The following is a 21,646-nucleotide window of genomic DNA, read 5'->3' as shown; positions in this document are numbered from 1 at the left end:
CGTTAAGCAGAACTTATGGGTGGGAACATCCGCCGACGACCGATGCCAGGAGGTCCAAATGCTTGATTTCAAGCGGCTGACGCTGCTGCGCGAACTGCAATTGCGCGGCAGCATCGCGGCCACCGCCCGGGTGCTGGGCATCAGCGCCTCGGCCGTCTCCCAACAGCTGGCCAAGCTGGAGGCGGAGGCCGGGCTGCCGCTGCTGGAGCAGGTGGGGCGCAACACCCGCCTCACCCCGGCCGGACGCCAGCTGGTCTCCCGGGTCGATGAGGCGGTCACCGTACTGGAGGGGGCGACCGCAGAACTTGAGGCCCGGCGCAGCCGGGTCCAGGGCGTCATCCGCTTTGCCGCCTTCAGCACCTTCGCCCGGACCTTCCTGCCCGAGACGCTGCGGCGGATGAACCGGGTGCACCCGGATGTGGTCATTGAATTCACCCAGCTCGAACCGCACGAGGCGTTGGACGCGGTCGCCAGCCGACGGGCCGACGTGGCCATGGTGGACGAGTTCACCCACATTCCCCGGCGCGCCGACGCCGGGTTTGTGCGCACCGCCATCACCCGGGACCGGATGGAGATCCACCTGCCCCACCCGGTCGCCTCCGTGGCCGAACTGGCCGAACTGCCCTGGGCCTTTGAACCTCGCGGCACCGACGCCTACGCCTGGTCCCACCGCTTCTGCCGTGACCTGGGCTTTGAACCGAAGGTGCTCTTCGATTCCCCGGATCCGCGCCTGCACTACGAACTGGTCGCCGCCGGGGTGGCGGCCGCCTTCCTGCCGCGCATGGTGTTTCACGGGCTGGACACCGCCACCGGGTCGGTGGTGCGCTGGGAGCCGGAGGAGGGCAGGCAGCGCGAGGCCATGTTCCGGGACATCTACGCGGTAGGCCGGCGCGGCAGCCACCTGCGCCCGGCCACCAAGAGCTTTTTGCAGATCCTGCGCGAAGTCGCTTCCTGAGAGGAGAACGATGCTTGACATCCATCGCCTGCGCCTGCTGCGCGAGGTCCGGCTGCACGGCAGCATGAGCGCAGCAGCGCGCAGCATGTCCTACAGCCATTCGGCCATCTCCCAGCAGCTGGCGCTGCTGGAGCGTGAAACCGGGGTGCAGCTGCTGGAACGGGTGGGGCGCAACGTGCGCCTGACCGCCGCCGGCCTGGAACTGGTGCACAACACCGAGGCGATCCTCGCCGCGCTGGAAAAGGCCGAAGCGGACCTGGCCACGTCCCACGAACGGGCCCGGGGCAGCATCACGGTCGCGGCCTTCGCCAGCATCAGCCGGACCGTGCTGCCCACCGCACTGGCCGACCTGGCCCGCGAGCACCCGGCACTGCAGGTGAACATCCACCGCTACGAACCGGAGGAAGCCATGCTGAAGCTGGCCTCCCGCCAGGTTGACGCGGTGCTCACCGATTCGTTCCCGGGCGCGGCCCCCGACGGCTCCACCAGCCTGCACACCACGATCCTGGCCCAGGACCCGGTGCGCGGCTACCTTCCGGTGGGGGTGCAGTTGGATGATGCGCAGGCCGTACGCCAGGTGCCCTGGGTCATGGAACCGGCCGGGTCCGCCGCCTCGCAATGGGCGCTTCGGGTGTGCCGCGAACGCGGCTTCGAACCGCGGATCGCCCACCTGTCCTCCGATGTGCTCTTCCACCTGCGCCTGGTGGAGCACGGACTGGCCGCGGCCTTCCTGCCGGACATGGTGATGCAGGAGGCCTCCAGCGCCCTGACGCCCAGCAGTTGGCTGCCGGCCGACCAGCGGCGCACCATCCTGTTCGTCACCCGCAAGGGCGCGGAATCCAATCCGGCCCTCGGCGCGGTGCGCGAGGCGGTGGCCCGGGCGTTCCGCCAGCCGGACGGGCGGAACACCACGCACCCCAGCGCTTCCTAGGTACTGCCTGCTCCGCGCAGACACCTGCACCGTGCTTCTTGACTAGGGCTTGTGATGCACCAGGTAGACCAGCATGGCGATGCACTTGTGGACCACGACCAGGCCGAAAATCCCCGCCACGACGTAGCAGCCGGCGGAGACCATGCCCACAATGGCCAAAGCTTGAAGATTCGGCTCTTCACCGTTGGTAAGAAAACTTAGTCCCACTAAATGCACGGCGATGGCCACTACGACCAACACCATCGCGAACCAGAAGTACATGAGCGTGTCGTACCCGGGTTTGCGCTTCACGGACAAAGGAGCCTCCAGAACTGTTGCTTGTCGATACTGTTGCCTCCCATGCTAGTTCCAACGCAGGGGTCCGGCTGCTGGCCAGCGTGTGTCCAGCAATGTCGGGTGATTGCAGAACCATAACGTTTACGAGAATCTGTATCGGCACTCTGGGCCTGCATGTTTGATTGGTCTTCTGACCCGCCGGGATACGCCCTCGCGGGTCCCGAGTGAGAGCGATGGATGCTTTGAACCTGGATGAGCTTCCCGATGACATCGTCGAGGCAATAGAACCTGGCTCCGTTCCATTTGACGGAACGCAGAACCCCTTCTTCCAGGACTCCGGTTTCATGGACTCGGTATCCGGCGCGATGCCGGTCTACGTGGGCCTCTTCTTGATGGCGTTCTTGGCGATGGTGGGCTTCATCGTCTGGATCTGGGTTCGCAACTACCGGGCCAGCAAGGCCGCCCGCTACGATTTTTTACCCTGCAAACCGATGTCGCTACCCGGGTGGCCAGCTCCCAGGTTCTGGCCTCGGCCAAGCCCCTGGAGCAGCGGTTGGCGGAACTGGAGGACCTGTATTCCCGCGGAATTATTTCCCGGGATGAATACACCCAAGCTAGGGTGCAGATCCTAACGGAATAACGATGCTCCACGAGAATCGCCCTGAGACCATCTGCGAGCACCGTCCCAGGAGCCGGCCTTGAGCGACACCCATTTCCTGCTCGAGACCCCCGAACAATCCCGGATCTTCCTCGCTGCCGGAAGCACCGCGGACTTCCTGCTCACCGGGGGTTTGCGAATGCCGGCCGGGAACCGCACTGGCACCTGCGCTGGTGCCTGGAGCGGATGCAGCCCGAGGAGTTCATGGAGGCCGCACTGGCGATCCCGGCCAAGTAGAGCACCAGTGAGGCCTTGCCCTTCTTGTCCCTGCCCAACGCGCGCTGCATGCGGGAGTCCGGGCCTTCGGAGCGGGCGATGGTGCGTTGCAGCAGCACGAAGGCCAGGGCCGCGAGCAGCAGGACGGCACTGTAGGACATCACCGGTTCCCGCGCAAAGCCGGTGTAGTCCATCCATGCGGTGGCCAGCGGCAGCAGGGAGAGCCAAAACAGCAGGTGCAGGTTGGCCCACAACACCCCGCCGGTCACCCGGCTGGTCAGCTGGAACACGTGATGGTGGTTGTTCCAGTAGATGCCCACGTACGTAAAGCTCAGGGCATAGGTGAGCAGAGCGGTGCCCACGGCATTCCACAATTCGGTGAACCCCGTGCCCTTGGGCACGGGCAGCGCCAGCAGCATGACGGTGATGATGATCGCCAGCACCCCGTCGCTAAACGCCTCCAGACGCCCGGTCTTCACTGTTCCGGCCCGTTCACCGAGAGCGCTGGAGCACCCTTGTGCCCACCGCTGTGATTCACTGCCCTGCTGTGCATCCGTGTCCCCTTCGCGTTTCCGCCCTGCCGGCGTTCTTCGATTATTGTGCACCGCCATCAGTGCGGCGGCCGGCCGCCACCCCGCCGGCATTCCCGCCCAACACATGATGTGTAAGCAGGGCTAACAGGAATCTGTTGTTTTTATTCGCTTTTCTTTACGCATCGCTGTTCCTAGATTGGAAGCACGGCCCCCGCGCTGCACTGCGGACTCGGGCGCGCATCCCAGTTCTTCTCGAAAGGAGCGATCCGGCATGACCATCAACGACGTGGCTCATTCGGCGCCTGCCACCCCCTCCCTCATCGACGGCCCGGCCCTGTGGCCGGCGCAAGCGCATACGCCCAGCGTGCTGGGCCGACAGCTGGTCGTTGAACGCGGCGAGGGCTGCTGGCTCTACACCACCGACGGCCGGAAGCTTTTTGACGGCACCGCCGGGCTGTGGCATGCGAACGTCGGTCACGGCCACCCGGAACTGGCTCAGGCCGCCTACGAGCAGATGCTGCAGCTGGAGACCTACCACATCTTCGCGCGCTACTCGAATGACAAGGCGCTGCAGCTGGGTGAAAAGCTGGCCGCGATCAGCCCGATCGAACGTGCCAAGGTCATCCTGAACTCCGGCGGTTCCGACGCCATCGATGTGGCCTGCAAGCTGGCCCGCCGCCACTGGCAGCGCGAGGGACGCACCTCCAAGAAGGTGATCCTCTCCCGCGAGTTCGCCTATCACGGCCTGCACGCCTATGGCACCTCGATCGCCGGACTGGAGTTCAACCGCGAGGGCTACGGCAGTGAATCGCTGGTCCCGGAAACCGCGCGGATCTCCTTCAACGACCCGGCTCAGGTTGAGGAAGTCATCCAGCGCATCGGGGCGGAGAACATCGCCGCCCTGGTGACCGAGGCGGTACAGGGCACCGGTGGGGTCAATCCCCCGACCCCCGGCTACCTGGAAACCATTGCCCGGCTCTGCCGGGAGAACGACATCCTGCTGATCCTTGATGAGGTCATCACCGGCTTCGGACGCATGGGCACCATGTTCGCCGCCGAATACTACGGCCTGGAGCCGGACATGATCACCTTCGCCAAGGGCGTGACCAGCGGCTACGCCCCGCTGGGCGGGGTCATGGTGGCCCCCCGATTATGGGAGCCGTTCTACGTTGACGCCCCTGACACCCCGATCTTCCGCCACGGCGCCACCTACGCCGGGCACGCCACCGCCTGCGCGGTCGCGCTGAAGCACCTGGAGATCCTGGAGCGCGAACAGCTGGTGCCGCGCGTGGCCGAGCTGGAGTCAGTGCTGCGCCAGGCGCTGGAGGACCTGGCCGCCCGCGTGGAAGCGGTCACCGAAGTGCGCAGCGCCGGACTGCTTGGCGGGGTCACCCTGGACGCCTCGCTCAGCGCCGAACAGGTTTGTGATGACCTGGTGGAGCTGGGCTTCATCGGCCGCCCGCTGCGCGGAAACACGATCCAGATCAGCCCGCCGTTCATCATCACCGATGCCGAACTGCACTCACTGATCGACGCCATCGGCCAGGCCGTCACCGGACGGAGCGGCAAATGAGCGAAACCACGGAACTGGCCGCCACCGGCACCGAACGCAGCGCCCAGGCCCTGGTCCCGGCCGACGCCGGGCGGGTGGCCCTGGCCGATGCGGTCATCGAATCCCTGGAACTGGGTGCCGCGGGCATCACGGTGCACGACCCGGCCACCGCCGAGCCGATCGCCGCGGTCCCCGACCGCAGCGTGGATGAGGCGCTGGAGGCGGTGGCCCGCGCCGATGCCGCCGGCGCCGAATGGGCGGCGCGCAGCGCCCGCCAGCGCGCCGAGGTGCTGCACGCCTGGCATGCGCTGCTGGTGGAGAACACCGAGCAGATCGCGCACCTGATCAGCCGGGAGATGGGCAAGACCCTCACCGAGGCCCGCGGGGAGGTGAAGTACGGGGCCGACTTCGTGCGCTGGTATGCCGAGGAGGCGGTCCGCCCGGCCGGCGGCTACCGCCCGACCCCCGATGGCGGGGCGGACCTGCTCACCCGCAGGGCGCCGGTGGGCCTGGCGGTGCTGATCACCCCGTGGAACTTCCCGCTGGCGATGGCCACCCGCAAGATCGCCCCGGCGCTGGCCGCAGGCTGCCCGGTGGTCGTCAAACCCGCTACCGCGACGCCGCTGACCACCTACTATGCGGTGCAGCTGGCGCGGCGCGCCGGGGTGCCCGAGGGGCTGATCGAGGTGATCACCACCGCCGACTCCGCCGCCTTCAGCCAGGCGGTGCTCGCCGATCCGCGGGTGCGCAAGGTCTCCTTCACCGGCTCCACCCCGGTGGGACGCACCCTGCTGGAGCTCGCGGCACGCAACGTGCTGCGCAGCTCCATGGAGCTGGGCGGCAACGCGCCGCTGCTGGTCTTTGACGACGCGGACCTGGAGCGGGCGATCGAGGGGACGCTGGCCGCGAAGCTGCGCAACGGCGGACAGTCATGCATTGGGGCCAACCGCATCTACGTGCAGTCCGGGATCGCCGAGGAGTTCACCGCCGAACTCACCCGCCGCTTTGATGAGGTCACCGTCGGTGCGGGACTGGGCGCCGCAGTGCAGCTGGGGGCCATGATCGATGAGCGCGCGGTGCGGCAGATGCATGAGTTCACCCGCGACGCGGTGCAGCGCGGGGCGCAGCTGCGCACCGGCGGCCACGGCTATGCGGGGCCCGGCTCCTTCTTCGCGCCCACCGTGCTGGACGCCGTGGACCGGGACAGCGCGGTGGCGCGTCAGGAGATCTTCGGCCCGATTGCCGCGATCCAGCGTTTTGAGACCGAACAGCAGGCCCTCACCCTGGCCAATGACACCGAGTACGGACTGGCCGGGTACGTGTTCAGCCAGGATCTGGACCGGGCGCTGAATGTCGCGGACCGGCTGCAGACCGGGATAGTGGGCATCAACCAGGGGGTGCCCTCCAACGCCGCGGCCCCCTTCGGCGGGGTGAAGCATTCGGGCCTGGGCCGCGAGGGCGGGGCCGAGGGGCTGGAGGAGTACCAGTCCGTGCGCTTCTACAACATCGCCCGGCGCGACACCTAAACCCCGGCCCACGACGGCGCCGGTTTCGGCCAACCCCTGGCCGGAACCGGCGCCGCGTCGCGTCCGCACGAACCCCGGTTCCGCGGCTGGGCGAAACCCCCAGTCAGCGTGCCGAACGCCACGTCCGATCCGCAAGAAAGCGCAGTAGGATGATAAATAAATTCGGATCCCGGATAACTACCCGGCGCCGGCTTTCCGGACCCGGGCTACAACGGTGTGGGCAGGAGGCGGGCGTATGGGCGAAGAACGGCACAGCAGTGGTACGACAAGCGCGGCCGTGCGCACCGAAGTCCATCCGGCGTTCCACCGTTTCCAGCGGATCCACGGCTCAGGCCCCCGGCTGCTGTTCATCACCGCGGCGCCGGGCACCGGGCGCAGGCTGTTCGCCAGGTCCTGGCTGGATGGTGCACCCGGAGAGATCCACGACCTGTCCGACGGAAGCCCGGAAACCAGTTCCGGGATCTTTGACCAACTGCAGCAGCTGACCGAACGGCTGGACGCCGACCCCCAGCTACGTCTGGCGGTGCTCCTGCCGGTGGGGCGCTCCACCTGGCTGCTGGCCGCCCGCTACCACTGCAGCGTGGCCCGGCACCGGGACCTGCTGCTCAGCGCGGCCGAGCTGGCCCAGGCACTGGATTGCGAGGCGCATCTGGCCGAGGCGATCCGCGACCAAACCGGCGGCTGGCTGGGTGCCTGCCGGGCGCTGGCGGGCCAGCCGGAATCCCGGGCGGCGGCCTACCAGCTGATCAACGCCGCCCTGCTGCGCTGGCTGCGCCACCACCCGTACGCGGTCGGTCTGCGCCAGGCCGCGTTCCTTCCCGAAATCGAGGAATCGGTGCTGGAGGTCTTTTTCACCAATATTGCCCAGGGTGACGTCGGCCTGGAGGACCTGGTGGACAGCGGGCTGGTGCAGGGCGAGGGCCAGGGCGGCTGGATGATGCCCTCCCTGATTCGCCGGGCCCTGATGGAGCAGCAGCGGTTGATGTCCCCCGCCGCGGCAACGAGCCTGGAGCGGGCCGGGCTGGAGGCGGTGGCGGTGGCCCAGTCCGTGCAGAAGGCCGCCGAAACCGCCCTGCGCAACCGGCGCTGGGGCGCCCTGTCCGCCCTGTTGATGGACCGCTGGGTGGATTTGTTCGTCAGCAACCCCGCAGCGCTGCGCTCCATGCTGTCCAAGATGCCCGGGGTGCTCACCGACCAGGCCCACTACCTGTGGGTGGGGGCGCGGATCGTAGCGGCGGTGGGCACCGATCGGATGGTGCTGCCCTTCCCCACCGTGGCTCCGGACCCCGAACGCGACCAGAGCGCCCAGCGCCTGCAGATGCAAACCGCCCGACTCTACCAGCGGCCCACCGCCAGGGCGTTGTCCGTTGGCACCCTGCAGATCACCTACCTGCGTCTGACCGGCATGTACCAGCATTCGGCCGAGGCGGCACTGCGGCTGCGCAGCGCGATCCGGGCCGCCTTCAACGCCCGGCGCACCAGCCGCAAACTCATTTCCATCAGCGAACTGCATGCCGGCATTTCCCTGCAGCTCCAGGGCCTGGACGTGGAGGCCAAGTGGGCCTACCAGGCCGCGTTGAACGCTGGCCTGGAATCCGGCAAGGCCTTCCACATCTGTGACGCCAGCGGACGGCTGGCCCTGCTGTGTGCGATGCAGGGCGATTTCGCGGCCGCCGGGCACTGGGCGTCCTTGCACGCGGAGCAGCTGCAGCAGGTGGGTTGGGGCAAACCGATGGTGGCCCGCGGTGTCATCCTGGCTCGGGCCTGGCAGGCCATGCTGGAAGTGGATCTTCCGGAGCTTCGGTCCCAGTTGCGCCAGCTGCCCGATGAGCCGGACAGCGACGAGTTTTGGGCGGTGCACGCGCTGCTGCTAAGTTTCCACCTGGTGTTCACCCAGCAAACTGGCGGCGCAGCAAGCCTGCTGGAGCGGTTGAACGCCGAACGGGTCCACGCCCGCGCCCTGCTGAGCCGGGAACTGTTGGCGGTGGCGTCCCAGCTGGTTGCCCTGGCCCGCTCCTCCGGCTGCGGCGCCGGTTCGCCCCGTGCGAAGGCGGCCGCCGAATTCCGGGCGCTGGGCTGCCTGCGTGCCAACCGGCCCGATGAGGCGCTGGCACTTTTGGAGCTGGCGGCGGACAAGCCCCCGTCCCAGCAGTGGCCTCAGCTGGCCGGCCTGCTGGAACTGGCGGCCCGCAACCCGGAAGAACCGGGTGCCGAGGACCTGGAACGGGTCAGGCAGCTGAGCGCCGAGGGTGCTGCGCTGCTGCCGTTGGCGCTGCTGGCCACCGCCCCGGGGTGGGGCGCAATCCCCCGGCTGTTGTCCCTGGACGAGGCCCAAGCACGCCGGCTGGAGCTCATTGGCCGCACCCTGCCCGCGCTCCAGCCCCGCCCGGTGCTGACCGAACGCGAACTGGAGCTGCTGCAGCTGCTGCGCACGGGGTTGTCCCGGCGGCAGATGGCCGAGGTGACGTTCCGTTCCCCCAACACCATCAAGACCCAGTTGCGCGGCCTGTACAAAAAGCTGGGGGCCACCGATGCCGCCGCAGCCTTGGACCGGGCGCGCAAGGCCGGGCTGTAGCCGGGATCACGGGGCGTCCCTCGCCGACAAGTTATCCACAGAACTGTGGACAATGTGGGCCTTTTTGACTCCGGGCGTTGTTAAACCCACGGCGATTGATGCCCGTAATCCCGGTCTTCCCGGACCCGTCTGCTTCGCTGATTTCCGCGGGATCTCGCGCTTTTGCGCCAAGCGCACCAAAGTTCTGCACATCTCCTCCCGGTGTTGTGCACAGAGTTATACCCATTTTCCACAGGAGCTGTGGATAATGACATGTTTTTCACAGGGCGGACCGTCTGCCGCTAGGATTCCCTTGGCGTCGCCACGCCTTTCCCGCCTTCGGACCCGATCGGAGACCCCATGTCAACGCTGGCCGAGCTCACCCCGCTGCAACGCCAATCGGTGTGGCGAACCCTGCGCTCCCCACGCCTGCTGAAGACCGAGCTGCTGGCCGGGCTGGTGGTCTCCCTGGCGCTGATTCCGGAGGTAATCGCCTTCTCGATCATTGCCGGGGTGGATCCGCGCATCGGCATCTTTGCCTCCTTCACCATGTCCGTGGTCATTGCGTTCACCGGTGGACGCCCGGCCATGATTTCGGCGGCCGCCGGAGCCGTCGCCCTGGTGGTCGCACCGCTGGTGCGCAGCCATGGGGTGGAGTACCTGTTTGCCACGGTGATCCTGGCCGGGGTGATCCAGGTGCTGTTGGCCGTGGCAGGGGTGGCGAAACTGATGCGCTTCATTCCCCGTCAGGTGATGGTCGGCTTCGTCAACGCGCTGGCCATCCTGATCTTCCTCTCCCAGATGCCGGAACTGCAGGCCGTGCCGTGGGCCGTCTACCCGCTGGTGGCGTTGGGACTGGCGGTGGTCTACTTCTTCCCCAAGCTCACCTCCGCCATCCCGGCCCCGCTGGTGGCAATCGTGCTGCTGACCGCGATCACCGTCCTCGCCAGGATCACCGTGCCCACGGTGGGCGACAAGGGCGAGCTGCCCGAGTCGCTGCCGTTCTTCCTCATCCCCGACGTGCCGCTGAACCTGCAGACGCTCAAGATCATCTTCCCCTACGCCCTGGCGGTGGCGTTTGTGGGGCTGCTTGAATCCCTGCTGACCGCAAAGCTGGTGGATGACATCACCGACACCCCCTCGAACAAGACCCGCGAATCCTGGGGACAGGGCACCGCGAACATCGTGACAGGGTTCTTCGGCGGGATCTGCGGCTGCGCGATGATCGGGCAGACCATGATCGGGGTGAAGGCCTCCGGGGGCCGTACCCGGATCTCGACCATGTTCGCCGGGGTGTTCATGCTGCTGCTCACCGTCCTGTTCGGGGACGTGGTGGCCCAGATCCCGATGGCGGCACTGGTGGCGGTGATGATCTTCGTGTCCCTGACCACGTTCAACTGGCACAGCATCCGTCCGGCCACGCTCAAGGCGATGCCCAAGAGCGAGACCGCGGTGATGCTGGTGACCGTGGCGTTCACGGTGGCGACCAACAACCTGGCCATTGGCGTGGGGCTGGGAGTGCTCACCGCGATGGTGCTTTTCGCCAACCGGGTCGCCCACTTCGTCACCGTCAAGCGCAGCGTCACCGGGGACACCGAGGGACAGGTGGCGATCTACACGGTGGACGGCGAGCTGTTCTTCGCCTCCTCCAATGACCTGTACACCCAGTTCAACTACGCCCAGGATCCCGGACGCATCATCATCGACATGTCAGGATCCCACCTGTGGGACGCCTCGACCATCGCGGCCCTGGACTCGGTGACGGACAAGTATGAAAGCTACGGAAAGCAGGTTCAGGTGCACGGCCTCAACGAGGCCAGCCGGGCCATGCGCGAGCGGCTGCGCGGCAAGCTGCGGGACTAGGACCTCGGCCCGCAGCCGCGCACGGCGAGCCTACAGGTCCAAGGTGTCGGCCGCGTCCTGGCGCAGCTGGTTCTTGCGGATCTTGCCGGTAACGGTGGTGGGGAACTCCTCCAGCACCATCAGGTGCTCGGGCACCTTGTAGTGGGCGAGCCTGCCGCGGGCGAACTCGCGTACGGCACCCAGGTCCAGCGGGGCGCGGCCGGCCTTCATCCGCACGCAGGCGCACACCACCTCCCCGTATTTTTCATCGGGCACCCCAATCACCGAGACGTCCTCGATGTCCGGGTGGCGGAAGTAGAAGTCCTCGATTTCCCGGGGGTAGATGTTCTCCCCGCCGCGAATGATCATGTCCTTGATACGCCCAACGATGGTGCAGTAGCCGTCCTCGCGCATCACCGCCAGGTCCCCGGTGTGCATCCAGCCGTCCTCGTCGATGGCCTCGCGGGTCTTTTCCTCATCGTTCCAGTACCCGAGCATGACCGAGTAGCCGCGGGTGCAGTACTCCCCGGGCTCACCGCGCTGCACGGTCTGCCCGGTGGCCGGGTCGATGATCTTGATTTCCAGGTGCGGGTGCACGCGGCCGATGGTGGCGGTGCGCCGCTCCACATCGTCATCGTCGCGCGTTTGGCAGGAGACCGGGCTGGTTTCGGTCATCCCATAGGCGATGGAGATCCCCTCCATGTGCATGTCCTGGATGCTGCGGCGCATGACCTCCACCGGGCAGACCGAACCGGCCATGATCCCGGTGCGCAGGGTGCCCAGGTCGTAGTCGCCAAAGCTGGGGTGGTTCTGCATGGCGATGAACATGGTGGGCACCCCGTAGACTCCGGTGCACCGCTCCTGCGCGATGGCGCGCAGGGTGGCTTCGGGTTCGAAGCTGGGGGCGGGGATGACCATGGTGGTGCCATGCGTGGTGCACCCCAGGTTGCCCATCACCATTCCGAAGCAGTGGTAGAAGGGAACCGGGATGCATAGCCGGTCCTCGGGGCCGAGGCGGATCATCTCGGTGACGAAGTACCCGTTGTTCAGGATGTTGCGGTGGCTGAGGGTCGCGCCCTTGGGGTAGCCGGTGGTGCCCGAGGTGTACTGGATGTTGATCGGCTCCTCCGGGGTGGTGCCGGCCAGATGGCGGTCCACCTCGGCCTGCGGGATCTGTCCGCCCGCCTCCAGCAGTTGCGCCCAGTCATCGGTATCCAGGTAGATCACCCGCTCCAGGTCGGACGTGTCCACCATGGATCGCTCGATCATCTCCCGGTAGTTGCTGCTCTTGAACTCGGAGACCGCCACGAGCATGCGCATCCCGCTGTGGTTCACCGCGTAGGCGTACTCGTGGGTGCGGTAAGCGGGATTCACGTTGACCAGGATGACCCCGAGCTTGGCGGTGGCGTACTGCACCAGTGTCCATTCGGCGCAATTCGGCGCCCAGATGCCCAGGCGGTCCCCCTTGTTGATGCCGGCGGCCAGCAGTCCGCGGGCCAGCAGGTTTACATCCCGGTCCAGTTCCGACCAGGTCCAGCGCCGGCCCGAAGCCACCTCCACCAGCGCCTCGCGCTGGGAGTAGCGGGCCACCGTGTCCTGCAGTGATCCGCCGATGGTGTCCTGCAGCAGCGCTGGCTCTGTCTCACCCTTCGCATAGGATTTCATGCCCCGACTCCCCCGACTCGAAGCTCCTGCACCATGGCGGCGGAATTCGCTGTTTGCGGCGTGCGCGCCCGTGCCTGCTGGTTCATGTTTTCTCCATGCTTCTCAGGTGGCGTGATGACTGGGTTCCGCGCCGAGAGCACCGGGGTTCGGATTATCCCTGACGTGTCGCGGGTCACAATCCTTACAATAGCCGCACACCCGGTTCAAGCCAACTAACCGAGATTCCCCGCCGGGTCGGGCATCAGCCGGGACGCTTGGCCTCGTACATGGACCGGTCCGCCCACAGCACGAGGGTTCCCAGGTTGTCCTCCGGCCCGGCCTGCGCCACCCCGAAGGACCATGCCGCCCGGGAGGTCTCCTGCATCCGACGCATCAGCCCCTGCGCCTGTGGTGCGGTGGTGTCCGGGAAGAGCAGCACGAATTCATCGCCGCCAAGCCGGAAGATCAGATCCGTTCTGCGCGCCGCATCCTGCCAGTGCCGGACCAGCTCCTGCAGGATCCTGTCCCCCGCCCCGTGGCCCTGGGTGTCATCGATGGTCTTGAATCCATCCAGGTCGACCACCGCCACGCTCAAGGGCTCTCCGCGCTTGCGCGAACGCAGCATCGCCTGCTCCCCGTAAACGGTCAGTGCCCGCCGATTCAGTGCCCCGGTGAGCTCATCAACCTCGGTCTGCTCGCGGAACCGGTCCCGCACAAACGAGCCCACGCCGGTGCCCAGAACGGTGAAGAACATCAGGGCAGCGATGTTCAAGATCCCCTGGCTGTGTTCGGTGCCAGCAGCCGGGCCGGTGAGCACACCGTGGGAATGGTGAATAGCAGCGCCGGGTAGATCGTGCACCGCGCCAGCCAGGGCGGGAAAATCAACGAAAGGTAGAGCACCAGCAGCGGGAACTGCTGCAGGCGGAAGACCACCTGTTCGTGGTGTCGGGTGAACGCCACAAAGTAGATGAACGCGGCGACCTCGGCCAGCGCACCCACGTACATGATCCAGGACGCCAGCTTGTCCCCGGCGCGGTAGATCGCGCCCAGGATGGCGGCGCAGCCCAGGCAATACAGGATGTTGAAACCCTGCAGCACCGGGCTGTGCACCGGAAGAAAAAGCGCAATGAGATAAAAGACCAGCATGAACAGGGCCACCAGCGCGGTGACCATGACGTGCATCTGGGTCAAGGTGCGAAACGGCGCGGGCACAACGTTCTGCCACCACGCAATGGGAGCGTGCTCCCGCCGGTCAGCCGGCATGCGCCCCGCCCCGGGGGCAGAAACTGGGAAAACGCCGCAGAGCGACCCACGTCGTGGTTTCGCTTTCTGGGGCACTGTAAAATCTGCTTCGGGCCCCGGCCCCGCGCCCTGCAGACACCGTCATCACTTCCCGCCGACCAACCCTTCGCCTATCGTCATTCCGCGCTCAAAGGTATCCCTTGAAATTCGTTTTCCAACCGCTCATCGACGTAGGCTCCTCTTCCCTGCTGGGTTTCGAAGCCCTGACCCGCTTCGCCGACGGGCTTGGCCCCGCACAGCACTTCCAGGCCGCCCGGGATGAGGGTCGGCTGGTCGAGTTGGAGCTGCGCGCCATCCAGGGCATCCTGGAGGCCAGCGCCCTGCTGCCCACCGGCGTGCTGGTGACCCTGAACGCCTCGGGGTCGACGATCGAATCCTTCGCCGGCTCCAGTCTACGGCTCGACCCCCGGCTGGTGTGGGGTCTGGAACTTAATGAGCAAAGCGACCCGGCAGTATGCGCCCGGGCCCGGCAGCTAGCCGACGCCATGGGCTGCCTGCTGCTCATTGATGACGCTGGAGTCGCCCACGCCACCCGGGAGCGGATTGTGCAGCTGCACCCGGACATCGTGAAGCTGGACCGCACCATGATCACCGGCTATGAGCAGGACCTGCGGATCCGAACGCTGGTTGATTCGCTGTTGCAGGCTGCCAATTCGATCGGGGCCAAGACGCTGGCCGAGGGCGTGGAAACCATCGGGCAGCTGCAGCTGGTGGAGCGACTGGGGTTCGACTATGCCCAGGGGTTCCACTTCAGCCCCGGGCGGCCGGGCGAGGAGATCGGGGTGATGCTGCAGGATCTGGACCGGCGCCTCGGGATTGGTATTCCGGCACCCCTGACCGGCGTTCGCACTCTTGGAGCGCGAGAACCGGATCACCGACAGTATCCTTAGCAGTCCCAGCACCGGGTAGCTCGCCGCGAGGCTGCCAACAAACGCGGCCGGCACCGAACGCCAGCGCGAATGCAAGGTGCTTTCGGGCAGCAACAGTCCCCGCGTCCCGGGGACGGCGAGCGCGGCAATAGTACTGCATTCCCATTACTGCCCGGCCGGCGCTCCACGTGCTTGCCGGTGGCCACGTTCTTCTGGGAGGCCCAATCCGCCAGCACGACACCTGGGAGCCAGCAAACGGATCATCGGTAGTGCGGCCAGAGGAAAAATTTGGCAAATCCCCACCGCCGAAAACGGTGACAACCGGGGGTTGAGTCCGTATTGTTTTCAGTACGCTTTTTCGCGCCGCCCCAGTAGCCGAAGGTCGGAAATGTCCGAGCCATCCCCACCCACCAGTACCCCACCACCGGATCCCCAGGTGCTCCGGGAACCGGAACTCGCGATGCGTTCCTTTGGGCACATCCTGGTGAACACGGCGGTGGCGAACCTGACGACCAGCTACCTGTGGTTTGCGCTGGTGTTCTGGGTCTACCTGGAAACCCGCAACGTCATGGCCACCGGGTTCATTGGCGGCGCATTCATGCTGCTGATTGCCGTGTTCTCCATGGTCTTTGGCACGATCGTTGACAACCACCGCAAGAAGACGGTGTTCGTCTTCTCCGCCGTCTTCACGGCGGTGGCGTTCTGCCTGGCCGGCCTGCTCTACCTGTGGCTTCCCACCGAGCGGATCCTGTACATCGGCGGATGGGAGTTCTGGCTCTTTTGCGGAGTGATCCTGCTCGGTTCCATTGTCGAGCAGATGCGCTCCATCGCATTGTCCACCACGGTTACGCTGCTGGTCCCGGTCGAACGCCACGCGAACGCCAACGGTCTGGTCGGTACCGTGCAGGGCATCGCCTTCATCATCACCAGCGTCTTTTCCGGGCTGTCCATCGGGCTGCTGGGGATGGGCTGGACACTCTCGCTGTCGATTGCGCTGGTGGCGGTGAGCATGTTGCACCTGGTGCTGATCCCCATCCCGGAACGGGCCCCCGAGCGGGAGCCGGGACGGAACCGGGCGATTGACCTGAAGATGGGGTTCACCACCGTGCTGGCGATCCCCGGACTGTTGTCGCTGATCATCTTCTCGATGTTCAACAACTTCGTTGGCGGGGTCTACATGGCGTTGATGGACCCCTACGGGCTGACCATCATGTCCGTTGAAATGTGGGGCATCGTGTTCGGGCTGGCCTCCACCGGCTTCATCGTTGGCGGGTTGTTGGTGGCGAAGTTCGGGCTGGGCCGAAACCCCATTCGCACGCTGCTGCTGGCCGTGGCAATGATGGGGCTGCTGGGTGCCGTGTTCACGATCCGGGAATGGACCTGGCTCTACGTGCTGGGCATCTGGCTGTACATGATGCTGATCCCGGCAGCGGAAGCCTCCGAGCAAACGGTAATCCAGAAAGTGGTCCCATTCCGCCGGCAGGGCCGGGTGTTCGGCTTCGCCCAGATGCTCGAGGCGGCAGCGGCCCCCATCACGGCTTTCCTGATTGCCCCGCTGGCCGAATATCTGATCATCCCGTTCATGAAATCGGAGCAGGGTGAAGCGGCCCTGGGCTGGCTGCTGGGAGCCGGGCAGGCCCGCGGCATCGCCCTGGTGTTCCTGGTGGCCGGGTTGGTGATGGTGCTCGTCGCCTTGCTGGCTCTGGGCAGCGGCCAGTACCGGAAGCTGTCCAAGATCTTTGCCGCCCAGAAGCAGAATGAGCCGGAGACCAACCAAGCGGTGGCCGACTAGTGTCCCGGGCTGTTGCCACGCTGAGTGGTAGCTGCAGGCGCGCTTTTTGCCGCTGCCGCAAAACCGGTCACGGTCGGCAGCAGAATTGCCTAATGTTGAGGGGCAACCGGGCAACAGCCCGGCTCTGGCAAGCAGGTTCAGTGGAGGACAAGATGACGCAGCATTCCGGGGAAGAACTCGTTGGCAAGGACTTTTGGGAAAGCCACTATGGACGATCCGAGCGGATCTGGTCCGGCAACGTGAACTCCACCTTGGCCGCCGCGCTGAAGGACCTGGCACCGGGCAGCGCGTTGGACCTGGGCTGCGGTGAGGGCGGGGACGCGCTCTGGCTGGCGGCGCGGGGCTGGCAGGTCACCGGAGTTGATATCTCCGAAACCGCCGTCGCCCGCGCGCGTGAGGCAGCCGCGGAACACGGGATGTCCGAATCCACCGAATTCATCGCCGTGGATCTGGCCGAATGGGATGATCACCGGGAGTTTGACCTGGTAACCTTCAGTTTCTTCCAGGCACCCTTTGACTTCCAGCGCGCTGAAATCCAGCGCAGGGCCACCGAACGCGTCGCCGTTGGCGGACGCATCGTGGTGCTCTCCCACGGCAGCCACCCCTCCTGGGCCGGACCTGGGGCCAAGGGCCAGGGGCATGCCCACCATCCGACCATGCCCACGGTCGATGACGAGCTGCGCGCGCTGGGCATGCCAACCGCTGGCTGGGAGGTGCTGCGCGCGGAGCTGGTGCAGCGCGAGGTCACGGGACCCGAAGGGCAGCACGCCACCATTGATGACGTGCTGGTGGTGGCCCGCCGGAGCTAGCCGCCATGCCCTCCTTGCCGGCCTAGGGAACCGGCTGGTGCCTAACGCAGCCGGGAGAGGCGCTGGTTGACCTCGTCCTTGTCGAAGTGCGCGACATCCAGCGCCTCGCCCTCGCCCAGGCCCAGCCACTGGCGGTACTCGTCATGCTCCGGATGCTTCCGGTCCTCGACGGCCGCCTGGATGTTCTCCCAGCCCCATACCCCGCCGGAGTCCTCGGCCGGGGCCATCCGCCGCCCACCGGTGCAGCGCGGCACGGTGCCGCCGTCATCATCCAGAACCTTTTCCAGTTCGATGACGTGTTCCCAGTTGTCCCCGAAATCGTAGATGTAGTCCAGCTTGTCCTTCGGCTCGCTCAGCAGTTCGCCGACCGTCACCGTGGTCTCGTCGATGTCCTCGTCCATGCCCCCGGGTTTGGGCGCATAGGACGCACCATTGCGGCCCCCGTGGGAGAAACTGTGCAGGTGGCTGTCATCCCATGCGAAACTGCGCTGGATGATCGCATGCAGCTCGTCCAACCGGGTTTCGGGCCGCACCAGAACACGGCGCCAGATCGGCGGCTTGGCCGAACGCAGGGTGACCTTCAGCTGTAGCACGGTGCCGTCGGCAGGCTGCTGCGGCTGATCCGTGTCAGGCTTGCGGGCCCCGGGCAGGGCTAAGACCTCGGCCAGCTCGGTGCCGGGTGTCTCTTTCCCGGCCGTTTCCGCGCCCGTGCCCGGTATGGCCTCCAGTTCGGTGACGTTCTCCTGCTCTCGACCGTCCTGTCGGCCTGCGGGCACCGGGCTGGTCTCGGGCGAGTCGTCAAAGGGATCCTCCTCGACGCTGGAGTCAATGAAGCTTTCAACCATCAGCGACAGGCTCACCGTGCTGTGGTAGCCCTCGTCCTTGGCGATCAGACCCAGCCATGCCAGTTCCTCCAGCATCCCCACGGCCAGGTCCCGTTGCTCCTGGCGGACCGTCGGGTCGGTGTCTTGCCCAACCGGCAGTGCTGCACCGTCCAGTCCCTCAAAGATCCACCCCGTGCACAGTTCCCACGCGCCGGTCATCTCCGAATTCGCCGCGGGTGCCAGTTCCAGCAGATCTTCCACGTAGGCCTGGACAAAGTTGAACACCGCGGCGAAGCCAGCTTCCGAGTCAATCTCCTGCGCGAAATCCTCGGCGGCTTCCCCGGCAAGCACATCATGCCGGCGCAGGTCGCACACGCCCGAAACCAGCAGTGAGCGGTAGATCCGCAGAAGCTGGGCCGGGACGTCAAAAGTCCGGGAATCGGGCATCAGGTCCGCCATCTGCCGCTGCGCCTCCGCGAACGCCTCGGGGGTCAGCTCCCCGTTCTCCTGAACCGGCCGACCAGTCCCCAGCCAGCTGGAGAGGCGACGGCCAATGGCCAGCAGGGGCGCCTGACGCAATTCGCCGGTGATGACCGAGCGCATGTGCTCGAACAGGCCCTCGTCCTCCATGTCCGCGAAGCGTGAATCGTCCTCGCCTTCAGCGAACTCGAGCAGCCGCTGCAGCTGCTGCTCGGTACCGGCCCAGCGCCCGGTCTCGTCCAGGAAGAGCGCGTAGTCCTGCCAGGAACGCAACAGCATCTGCCCCTGCTGCATCGAAAGATCGTCCTGGGCTTGGTCCTCGGCGAAGGCGACGATCGCCGCCAGCACCTCGATCAGCTGCTCAACCCGCAGCTCAGTGGCCGACAGTGCCCCGGTCGTCTCGGCGTAGACGCCCAGGGAGTATCTGACGAGTTCGAAGCTGGGCAACGCCAGTTCACCCATCTCCGGATCGTCGTAGGCGCTTTCAAACCAGGCGACGTAATCGGCGGCGAGGCTATCAACCTGACGCTCCATAATGGCGCTATTCGCCGGCTTGCCCCGGTGTTCCTGACGCGCCGGGTGGCCCTGCTTGCGGACTTTCTTCTTCTTTTTCTGTCCCACCGCGCGCTTCCCCTGCTTCCGCTTCGAAATTGTCTTGTATTCAGGCTACTTCCTACCCACCTTCGGACCCGGAAGGCTGTGCCACTATTGCCTGCCCCTGCTGCGATTGAGGGCTCGTGCCCCGCCCTACTCTTTACTGGGAATTACCTGAGAGTCCTCGCGTTTGCATGCGTGTGAAAGCTAGAGTCCGATGCAAGCATTGCTGTTGCCGCTGGGCTTTCCTGATTTGCGTCGCATCACTCGCATCTAGGTCCGCCCAACCAGACAGGGCCAACCGCAGCGCGACTACCGGGGAAATCAATACCGGTATTTGTCGTGCCCTTTTGGAGGTTGAAGCATGGCGGAGCGATTCGTGAAATCGCACATTGCAGAACGCGTGGCTGAATTTATCGGAGCGCGCGAAACCCGCGCATACCTGGAGTCCCACGGCTGGGTCCACGGCATGCCCATCATCATGGCCAAGCCGCATGAGCCGCTGGACGACGTGATGGGTCTGGTTGCCATCCAGCAGGGCCCTGCACTGATTGCCACCGTGGATCCCAGCACCGAGGAGCTTCGCTTCCTCTACGTCTCAACACCTTCAGCCGCGTTGAAGGACGTGCCGCCGTGCCGCCCGGAAACCGATGTCTGCAAGCTCTTCGAGGCCGCGGCCAAAAGCGAAAGCATCACCTTTCGCAGCCGCTACACCCCGCACAGCGCGGTGGCGCACCTGGTTCCGGTCTTTGATGCCGCCGCAGCAGGGGCCATCCCCGCCAGCGAGGGGGAAAGCTCACTCAAGCCCTGACGCATTGTGCGCCGTCCCCAGCACGACGGGGAACGCTGCCGCGGCGGACCACACAAAGCGGGTCTGCCGCGGCAGCGGTGAGAAGTTGAACGGTACGCTGCCGGCCGGGCCAGCCGAGAAAATTGAAGAACGACAGCAAAAAACCGCGGGGCGATCATACGGCTCCGCGGTCAGAAGTGCAGGGTTTCCCGGTAGGAAGGAACTTAGTGGGAATGATAACCCCAGATCCATCTGGACGGTGTTACCACTCCACCGGATCACCGCACACCTACCGGGGGGTGAATGCACGAGACCCTTATCCGGTCGCCTTGGACGACCAGACATTATGACTGTAGCACCCGGCGGACCACCCAGACGGCGTTGCGCCGCACGAGGGCGCATGACCTTTCACACCTTGACTCAGCGGCTTTTTCCTGTCCATTTTTCAGCCGCGCCAGCGAACCGCCTGCAAGTGTTGAACCTCGCAGCAGGTCAAACACGCGTCGCGTTAAAAGGAGAACCGGAACCACACCCGGTCACGATGTTCCCGCCCGGCCTGTCCCTGCGAAACATCACTGGAACAAAGAGGTTGGACAAGCTGGGAGGTACGACGTGAACCAGGGCGCGGCTCCGGCCCGGTCTAGGAGTACTGCAGGCAGCGCCTACAGCATGATCTGGCGGTTCTGGTCCTTGTAGAGCAGGTAGCGGAAGTTCGACGGTCCGCCGGCGTAGCAGGCCTGCGGGCAGAAGGCGCGCAGTGCCATGTAGTCCCCGGCCTCGACCTCCACCCAGTCGTCGTTCAGGCGGTAGACGGCCTTGCCCTCCAGGACGTACAGGCCGTGCTCCATCACGTGGGTTTCGGCGAACGGGATCGAGGCGCCCGGTTCGAAGGTCACGATGTTCACCCCGAAGTCGAAGGCCACGTCGTTCGGGTCCAGCATCCGGGTGGTGCGCCACTTGCCGTCGGTGTCGGGCATGGCGCCGGCCTCGATGTCCTGCTCGTTGCCGACCACCGGGCCCGGGGCGGCCACCCCGGCCAGCGGCTCGTAGCGCTTGCGGATCCAGTGGAAGGTGGCGACCTCGGCGGCGTTGTTCTTCGCCGACCACTGAGCACCGGCCGGCAGGTAGGCGAAGCCGCCCTCGGCCAGCACGTGGTTCTCGCCCTCGATGCTCAGGCTCAGTTCCCCGGCCACCACGAACACAAACCCGGAAACCTCGGCCTGCGGCTCGGGCTTCTCGGCGCCGCCGCCCGGACCGACCTCAACGATCGACTGGGCGAAGGTGGTCGGCCCACCGGCCACCGGACGGTTCAGCACCCAGGCGCGGGTGTTGGTCCACTCGGGGAAGACGCTGGTGACGATGTCGCGCAGCACCCCGCGCGGGATCACGGTGTACGCCTCGGTGACCACGGCACGGTCAGTGAGCAGATCGGTCTGCGGCGGGTGGCCGCCGTAGGTCGTGTAGTAGGGGGTCTTCGCGCCGGCTTGGGCTGTCATGGT

Annotated in this window: 17 protein-coding genes; 10 read left to right on the top strand and 7 right to left on the bottom strand. The window is 66.1% G+C overall.

Annotated elements, in window-relative coordinates:
• Positions 1 to 58: 58 nt before the first annotated feature.
• Together FDN03_RS09230 and FDN03_RS09225 are read left to right on the top strand one after the other, a co-directional pair.
• Positions 59 to 955: a LysR family transcriptional regulator gene (locus tag FDN03_RS09230; protein ID WP_138176240.1), complete on the top strand. Its 897-nt coding sequence runs from the start codon at positions 59 to 61 to the stop codon at positions 953 to 955.
• A gap of 10 nt (positions 956 to 965) precedes the next feature.
• Positions 966 to 1,886 (top strand): LysR substrate-binding domain-containing protein, encoded by a 921-nt coding sequence (locus FDN03_RS09225; RefSeq protein WP_138176238.1) that lies wholly within the window; start codon positions 966 to 968, stop codon positions 1,884 to 1,886.
• A 42-nt stretch (positions 1,887 to 1,928) separates the two neighbouring features.
• On the opposite strand, the gene FDN03_RS09220 is transcribed toward FDN03_RS09225, so the two are convergent.
• Both FDN03_RS09220 and FDN03_RS09215 read right to left on the bottom strand, forming a co-directional pair.
• On the bottom strand, positions 1,929 to 2,177 hold the full coding sequence (locus FDN03_RS09220) for a hypothetical protein (protein ID WP_138176236.1): 249 nt from the start codon (positions 2,175 to 2,177) through the stop codon (positions 1,929 to 1,931).
• Positions 2,178 to 2,942: 765 nt separating this feature from the next.
• A complete protein-coding gene (locus FDN03_RS09215) occupies positions 2,943 to 3,515 on the bottom strand; it encodes a TMEM175 family protein (RefSeq protein WP_138176234.1) in 573 nt (190 codons plus the stop codon).
• A gap of 325 nt (positions 3,516 to 3,840) precedes the next feature.
• Between FDN03_RS09215 and FDN03_RS09210 the strand changes: the two genes are divergently transcribed.
• The 4 genes from FDN03_RS09210 (at position 3,841) to FDN03_RS09195 (ending at position 11,064) form a co-directional block, all read left to right on the top strand.
• Entirely contained in the window at positions 3,841 to 5,142 is a 1,302-nt protein-coding gene (locus FDN03_RS09210) for an aminotransferase class III-fold pyridoxal phosphate-dependent enzyme (protein WP_138176232.1), read from the top strand.
• On the top strand, positions 5,139 to 6,647 hold the full coding sequence (locus tag FDN03_RS09205) for an NAD-dependent succinate-semialdehyde dehydrogenase (RefSeq protein ID WP_138176230.1): 1,509 nt from the start codon (positions 5,139 to 5,141) through the stop codon (positions 6,645 to 6,647). Before FDN03_RS09210 ends, FDN03_RS09205 begins: the two co-directional genes overlap by 4 nt.
• Before the next feature lie 277 nt (positions 6,648 to 6,924).
• Positions 6,925 to 9,222, top strand: coding sequence for a LuxR C-terminal-related transcriptional regulator (locus tag FDN03_RS16935; RefSeq protein ID WP_171021192.1), 2,298 nt, complete (start codon positions 6,925 to 6,927; stop codon positions 9,220 to 9,222).
• Between the two features lie 339 nt (positions 9,223 to 9,561).
• Positions 9,562 to 11,064, top strand: coding sequence for a SulP family inorganic anion transporter (locus tag FDN03_RS09195; protein WP_138176226.1), 1,503 nt, complete (start codon positions 9,562 to 9,564; stop codon positions 11,062 to 11,064).
• Between the two features lie 30 nt (positions 11,065 to 11,094).
• On the opposite strand, the gene FDN03_RS09190 is transcribed toward FDN03_RS09195, so the two are convergent.
• The 3 genes from FDN03_RS09190 to FDN03_RS09180 form a co-directional block, all read right to left on the bottom strand.
• A complete protein-coding gene (locus tag FDN03_RS09190) occupies positions 11,095 to 12,708 on the bottom strand; it encodes an AMP-binding protein (protein WP_138176224.1) in 1,614 nt (537 codons plus the stop codon).
• Positions 12,709 to 12,949: 241 nt separating this feature from the next.
• The gene (locus FDN03_RS09185) at positions 12,950 to 13,459 is read right to left on the bottom strand and encodes a GGDEF domain-containing protein (RefSeq protein ID WP_138176222.1); all 510 of its coding nucleotides are present in this window, start codon (positions 13,457 to 13,459) and stop codon (positions 12,950 to 12,952) included.
• A complete protein-coding gene (locus tag FDN03_RS09180) occupies positions 13,456 to 13,878 on the bottom strand; it encodes a hypothetical protein (protein ID WP_138176220.1) in 423 nt (140 codons plus the stop codon). Before FDN03_RS09180 ends, FDN03_RS09185 begins: the two co-directional genes overlap by 4 nt.
• A gap of 251 nt (positions 13,879 to 14,129) precedes the next feature.
• Between FDN03_RS09180 and FDN03_RS09175 the strand changes: the two genes are divergently transcribed.
• The 3 genes from FDN03_RS09175 (at position 14,130) to FDN03_RS09165 (ending at position 17,459) form a co-directional block, all read left to right on the top strand.
• Complete coding sequence (locus FDN03_RS09175; RefSeq protein WP_171021191.1) at positions 14,130 to 14,879, top strand: EAL domain-containing protein; 750 nt, start codon at positions 14,130 to 14,132, stop codon at positions 14,877 to 14,879.
• Positions 14,880 to 15,318: 439 nt separating this feature from the next.
• Positions 15,319 to 16,650, top strand: coding sequence for an MFS transporter (locus tag FDN03_RS09170; RefSeq protein WP_138176389.1), 1,332 nt, complete (start codon positions 15,319 to 15,321; stop codon positions 16,648 to 16,650).
• 152 nt (positions 16,651 to 16,802) lie between these two features.
• Positions 16,803 to 17,459, top strand: a complete 657-nt coding sequence (locus FDN03_RS09165) for a class I SAM-dependent methyltransferase (protein ID WP_138176216.1) — start codon at positions 16,803 to 16,805, stop codon at positions 17,457 to 17,459.
• Between the two features lie 41 nt (positions 17,460 to 17,500).
• On the opposite strand, the gene FDN03_RS09160 is transcribed toward FDN03_RS09165, so the two are convergent.
• Entirely contained in the window at positions 17,501 to 19,384 is a 1,884-nt protein-coding gene (locus tag FDN03_RS09160; protein WP_138176214.1) for a plasmid pRiA4b ORF-3 family protein, read from the bottom strand.
• 376 nt (positions 19,385 to 19,760) lie between these two features.
• Between FDN03_RS09160 and FDN03_RS09155 the strand changes: the two genes are divergently transcribed.
• Positions 19,761 to 20,168 carry a hypothetical protein gene (locus FDN03_RS09155; protein ID WP_212743892.1) on the top strand — a complete coding sequence of 136 codons (408 nt, stop codon included), beginning with the start codon at positions 19,761 to 19,763 and terminating at the stop codon, positions 20,166 to 20,168.
• Between the two features lie 641 nt (positions 20,169 to 20,809).
• On the opposite strand, the gene FDN03_RS09150 is transcribed toward FDN03_RS09155, so the two are convergent.
• Positions 20,810 to 21,643 carry a bifunctional allantoicase/(S)-ureidoglycine aminohydrolase gene (locus FDN03_RS09150; RefSeq protein WP_138176212.1) on the bottom strand — a complete coding sequence of 278 codons (834 nt, stop codon included), beginning with the start codon at positions 21,641 to 21,643 and terminating at the stop codon, positions 20,810 to 20,812.
• Positions 21,644 to 21,646 lie beyond the last annotated feature (3 nt).

The sequence above is a fragment of the Glutamicibacter sp. V16R2B1 genome (assembly GCF_005774635.1).
Lineage (GTDB): Bacteria > Actinomycetota > Actinomycetes > Actinomycetales > Micrococcaceae > Glutamicibacter > Glutamicibacter creatinolyticus.
This window is presented reverse-complemented; position numbering and strand designations above follow the sequence as displayed.

What these genes read in the sequence shown, in the direction of transcription:
- FDN03_RS09230 (WP_138176240.1), top strand. Translation starts at nt 59, where the DNA reads ATGCTTGATTTCAAGCGGCTGACGCTGCTGCGCGAACTGCAATTGCGC.
- FDN03_RS09225 (WP_138176238.1), top strand. Translation starts at nt 966, where the DNA reads ATGCTTGACATCCATCGCCTGCGCCTGCTGCGCGAGGTCCGGCTGCAC.
- FDN03_RS09210 (WP_138176232.1), top strand. Translation starts at nt 3,841, where the DNA reads ATGACCATCAACGACGTGGCTCATTCGGCGCCTGCCACCCCCTCCCTC.
- FDN03_RS09205 (WP_138176230.1), top strand. Translation starts at nt 5,139, where the DNA reads ATGAGCGAAACCACGGAACTGGCCGCCACCGGCACCGAACGCAGCGCC.
- FDN03_RS09195 (WP_138176226.1), top strand. Translation starts at nt 9,562, where the DNA reads ATGTCAACGCTGGCCGAGCTCACCCCGCTGCAACGCCAATCGGTGTGG.
- FDN03_RS09190 (WP_138176224.1), bottom strand. Translation starts at nt 12,708, where the DNA reads ATGAAATCCTATGCGAAGGGTGAGACAGAGCCAGCGCTGCTGCAGGAC.
- FDN03_RS09170 (WP_138176389.1), top strand. Translation starts at nt 15,319, where the DNA reads ATGCGTTCCTTTGGGCACATCCTGGTGAACACGGCGGTGGCGAACCTG.
- FDN03_RS09165 (WP_138176216.1), top strand. Translation starts at nt 16,803, where the DNA reads ATGACGCAGCATTCCGGGGAAGAACTCGTTGGCAAGGACTTTTGGGAA.
- FDN03_RS09150 (WP_138176212.1), bottom strand. Translation starts at nt 21,643, where the DNA reads ATGACAGCCCAAGCCGGCGCGAAGACCCCCTACTACACGACCTACGGC.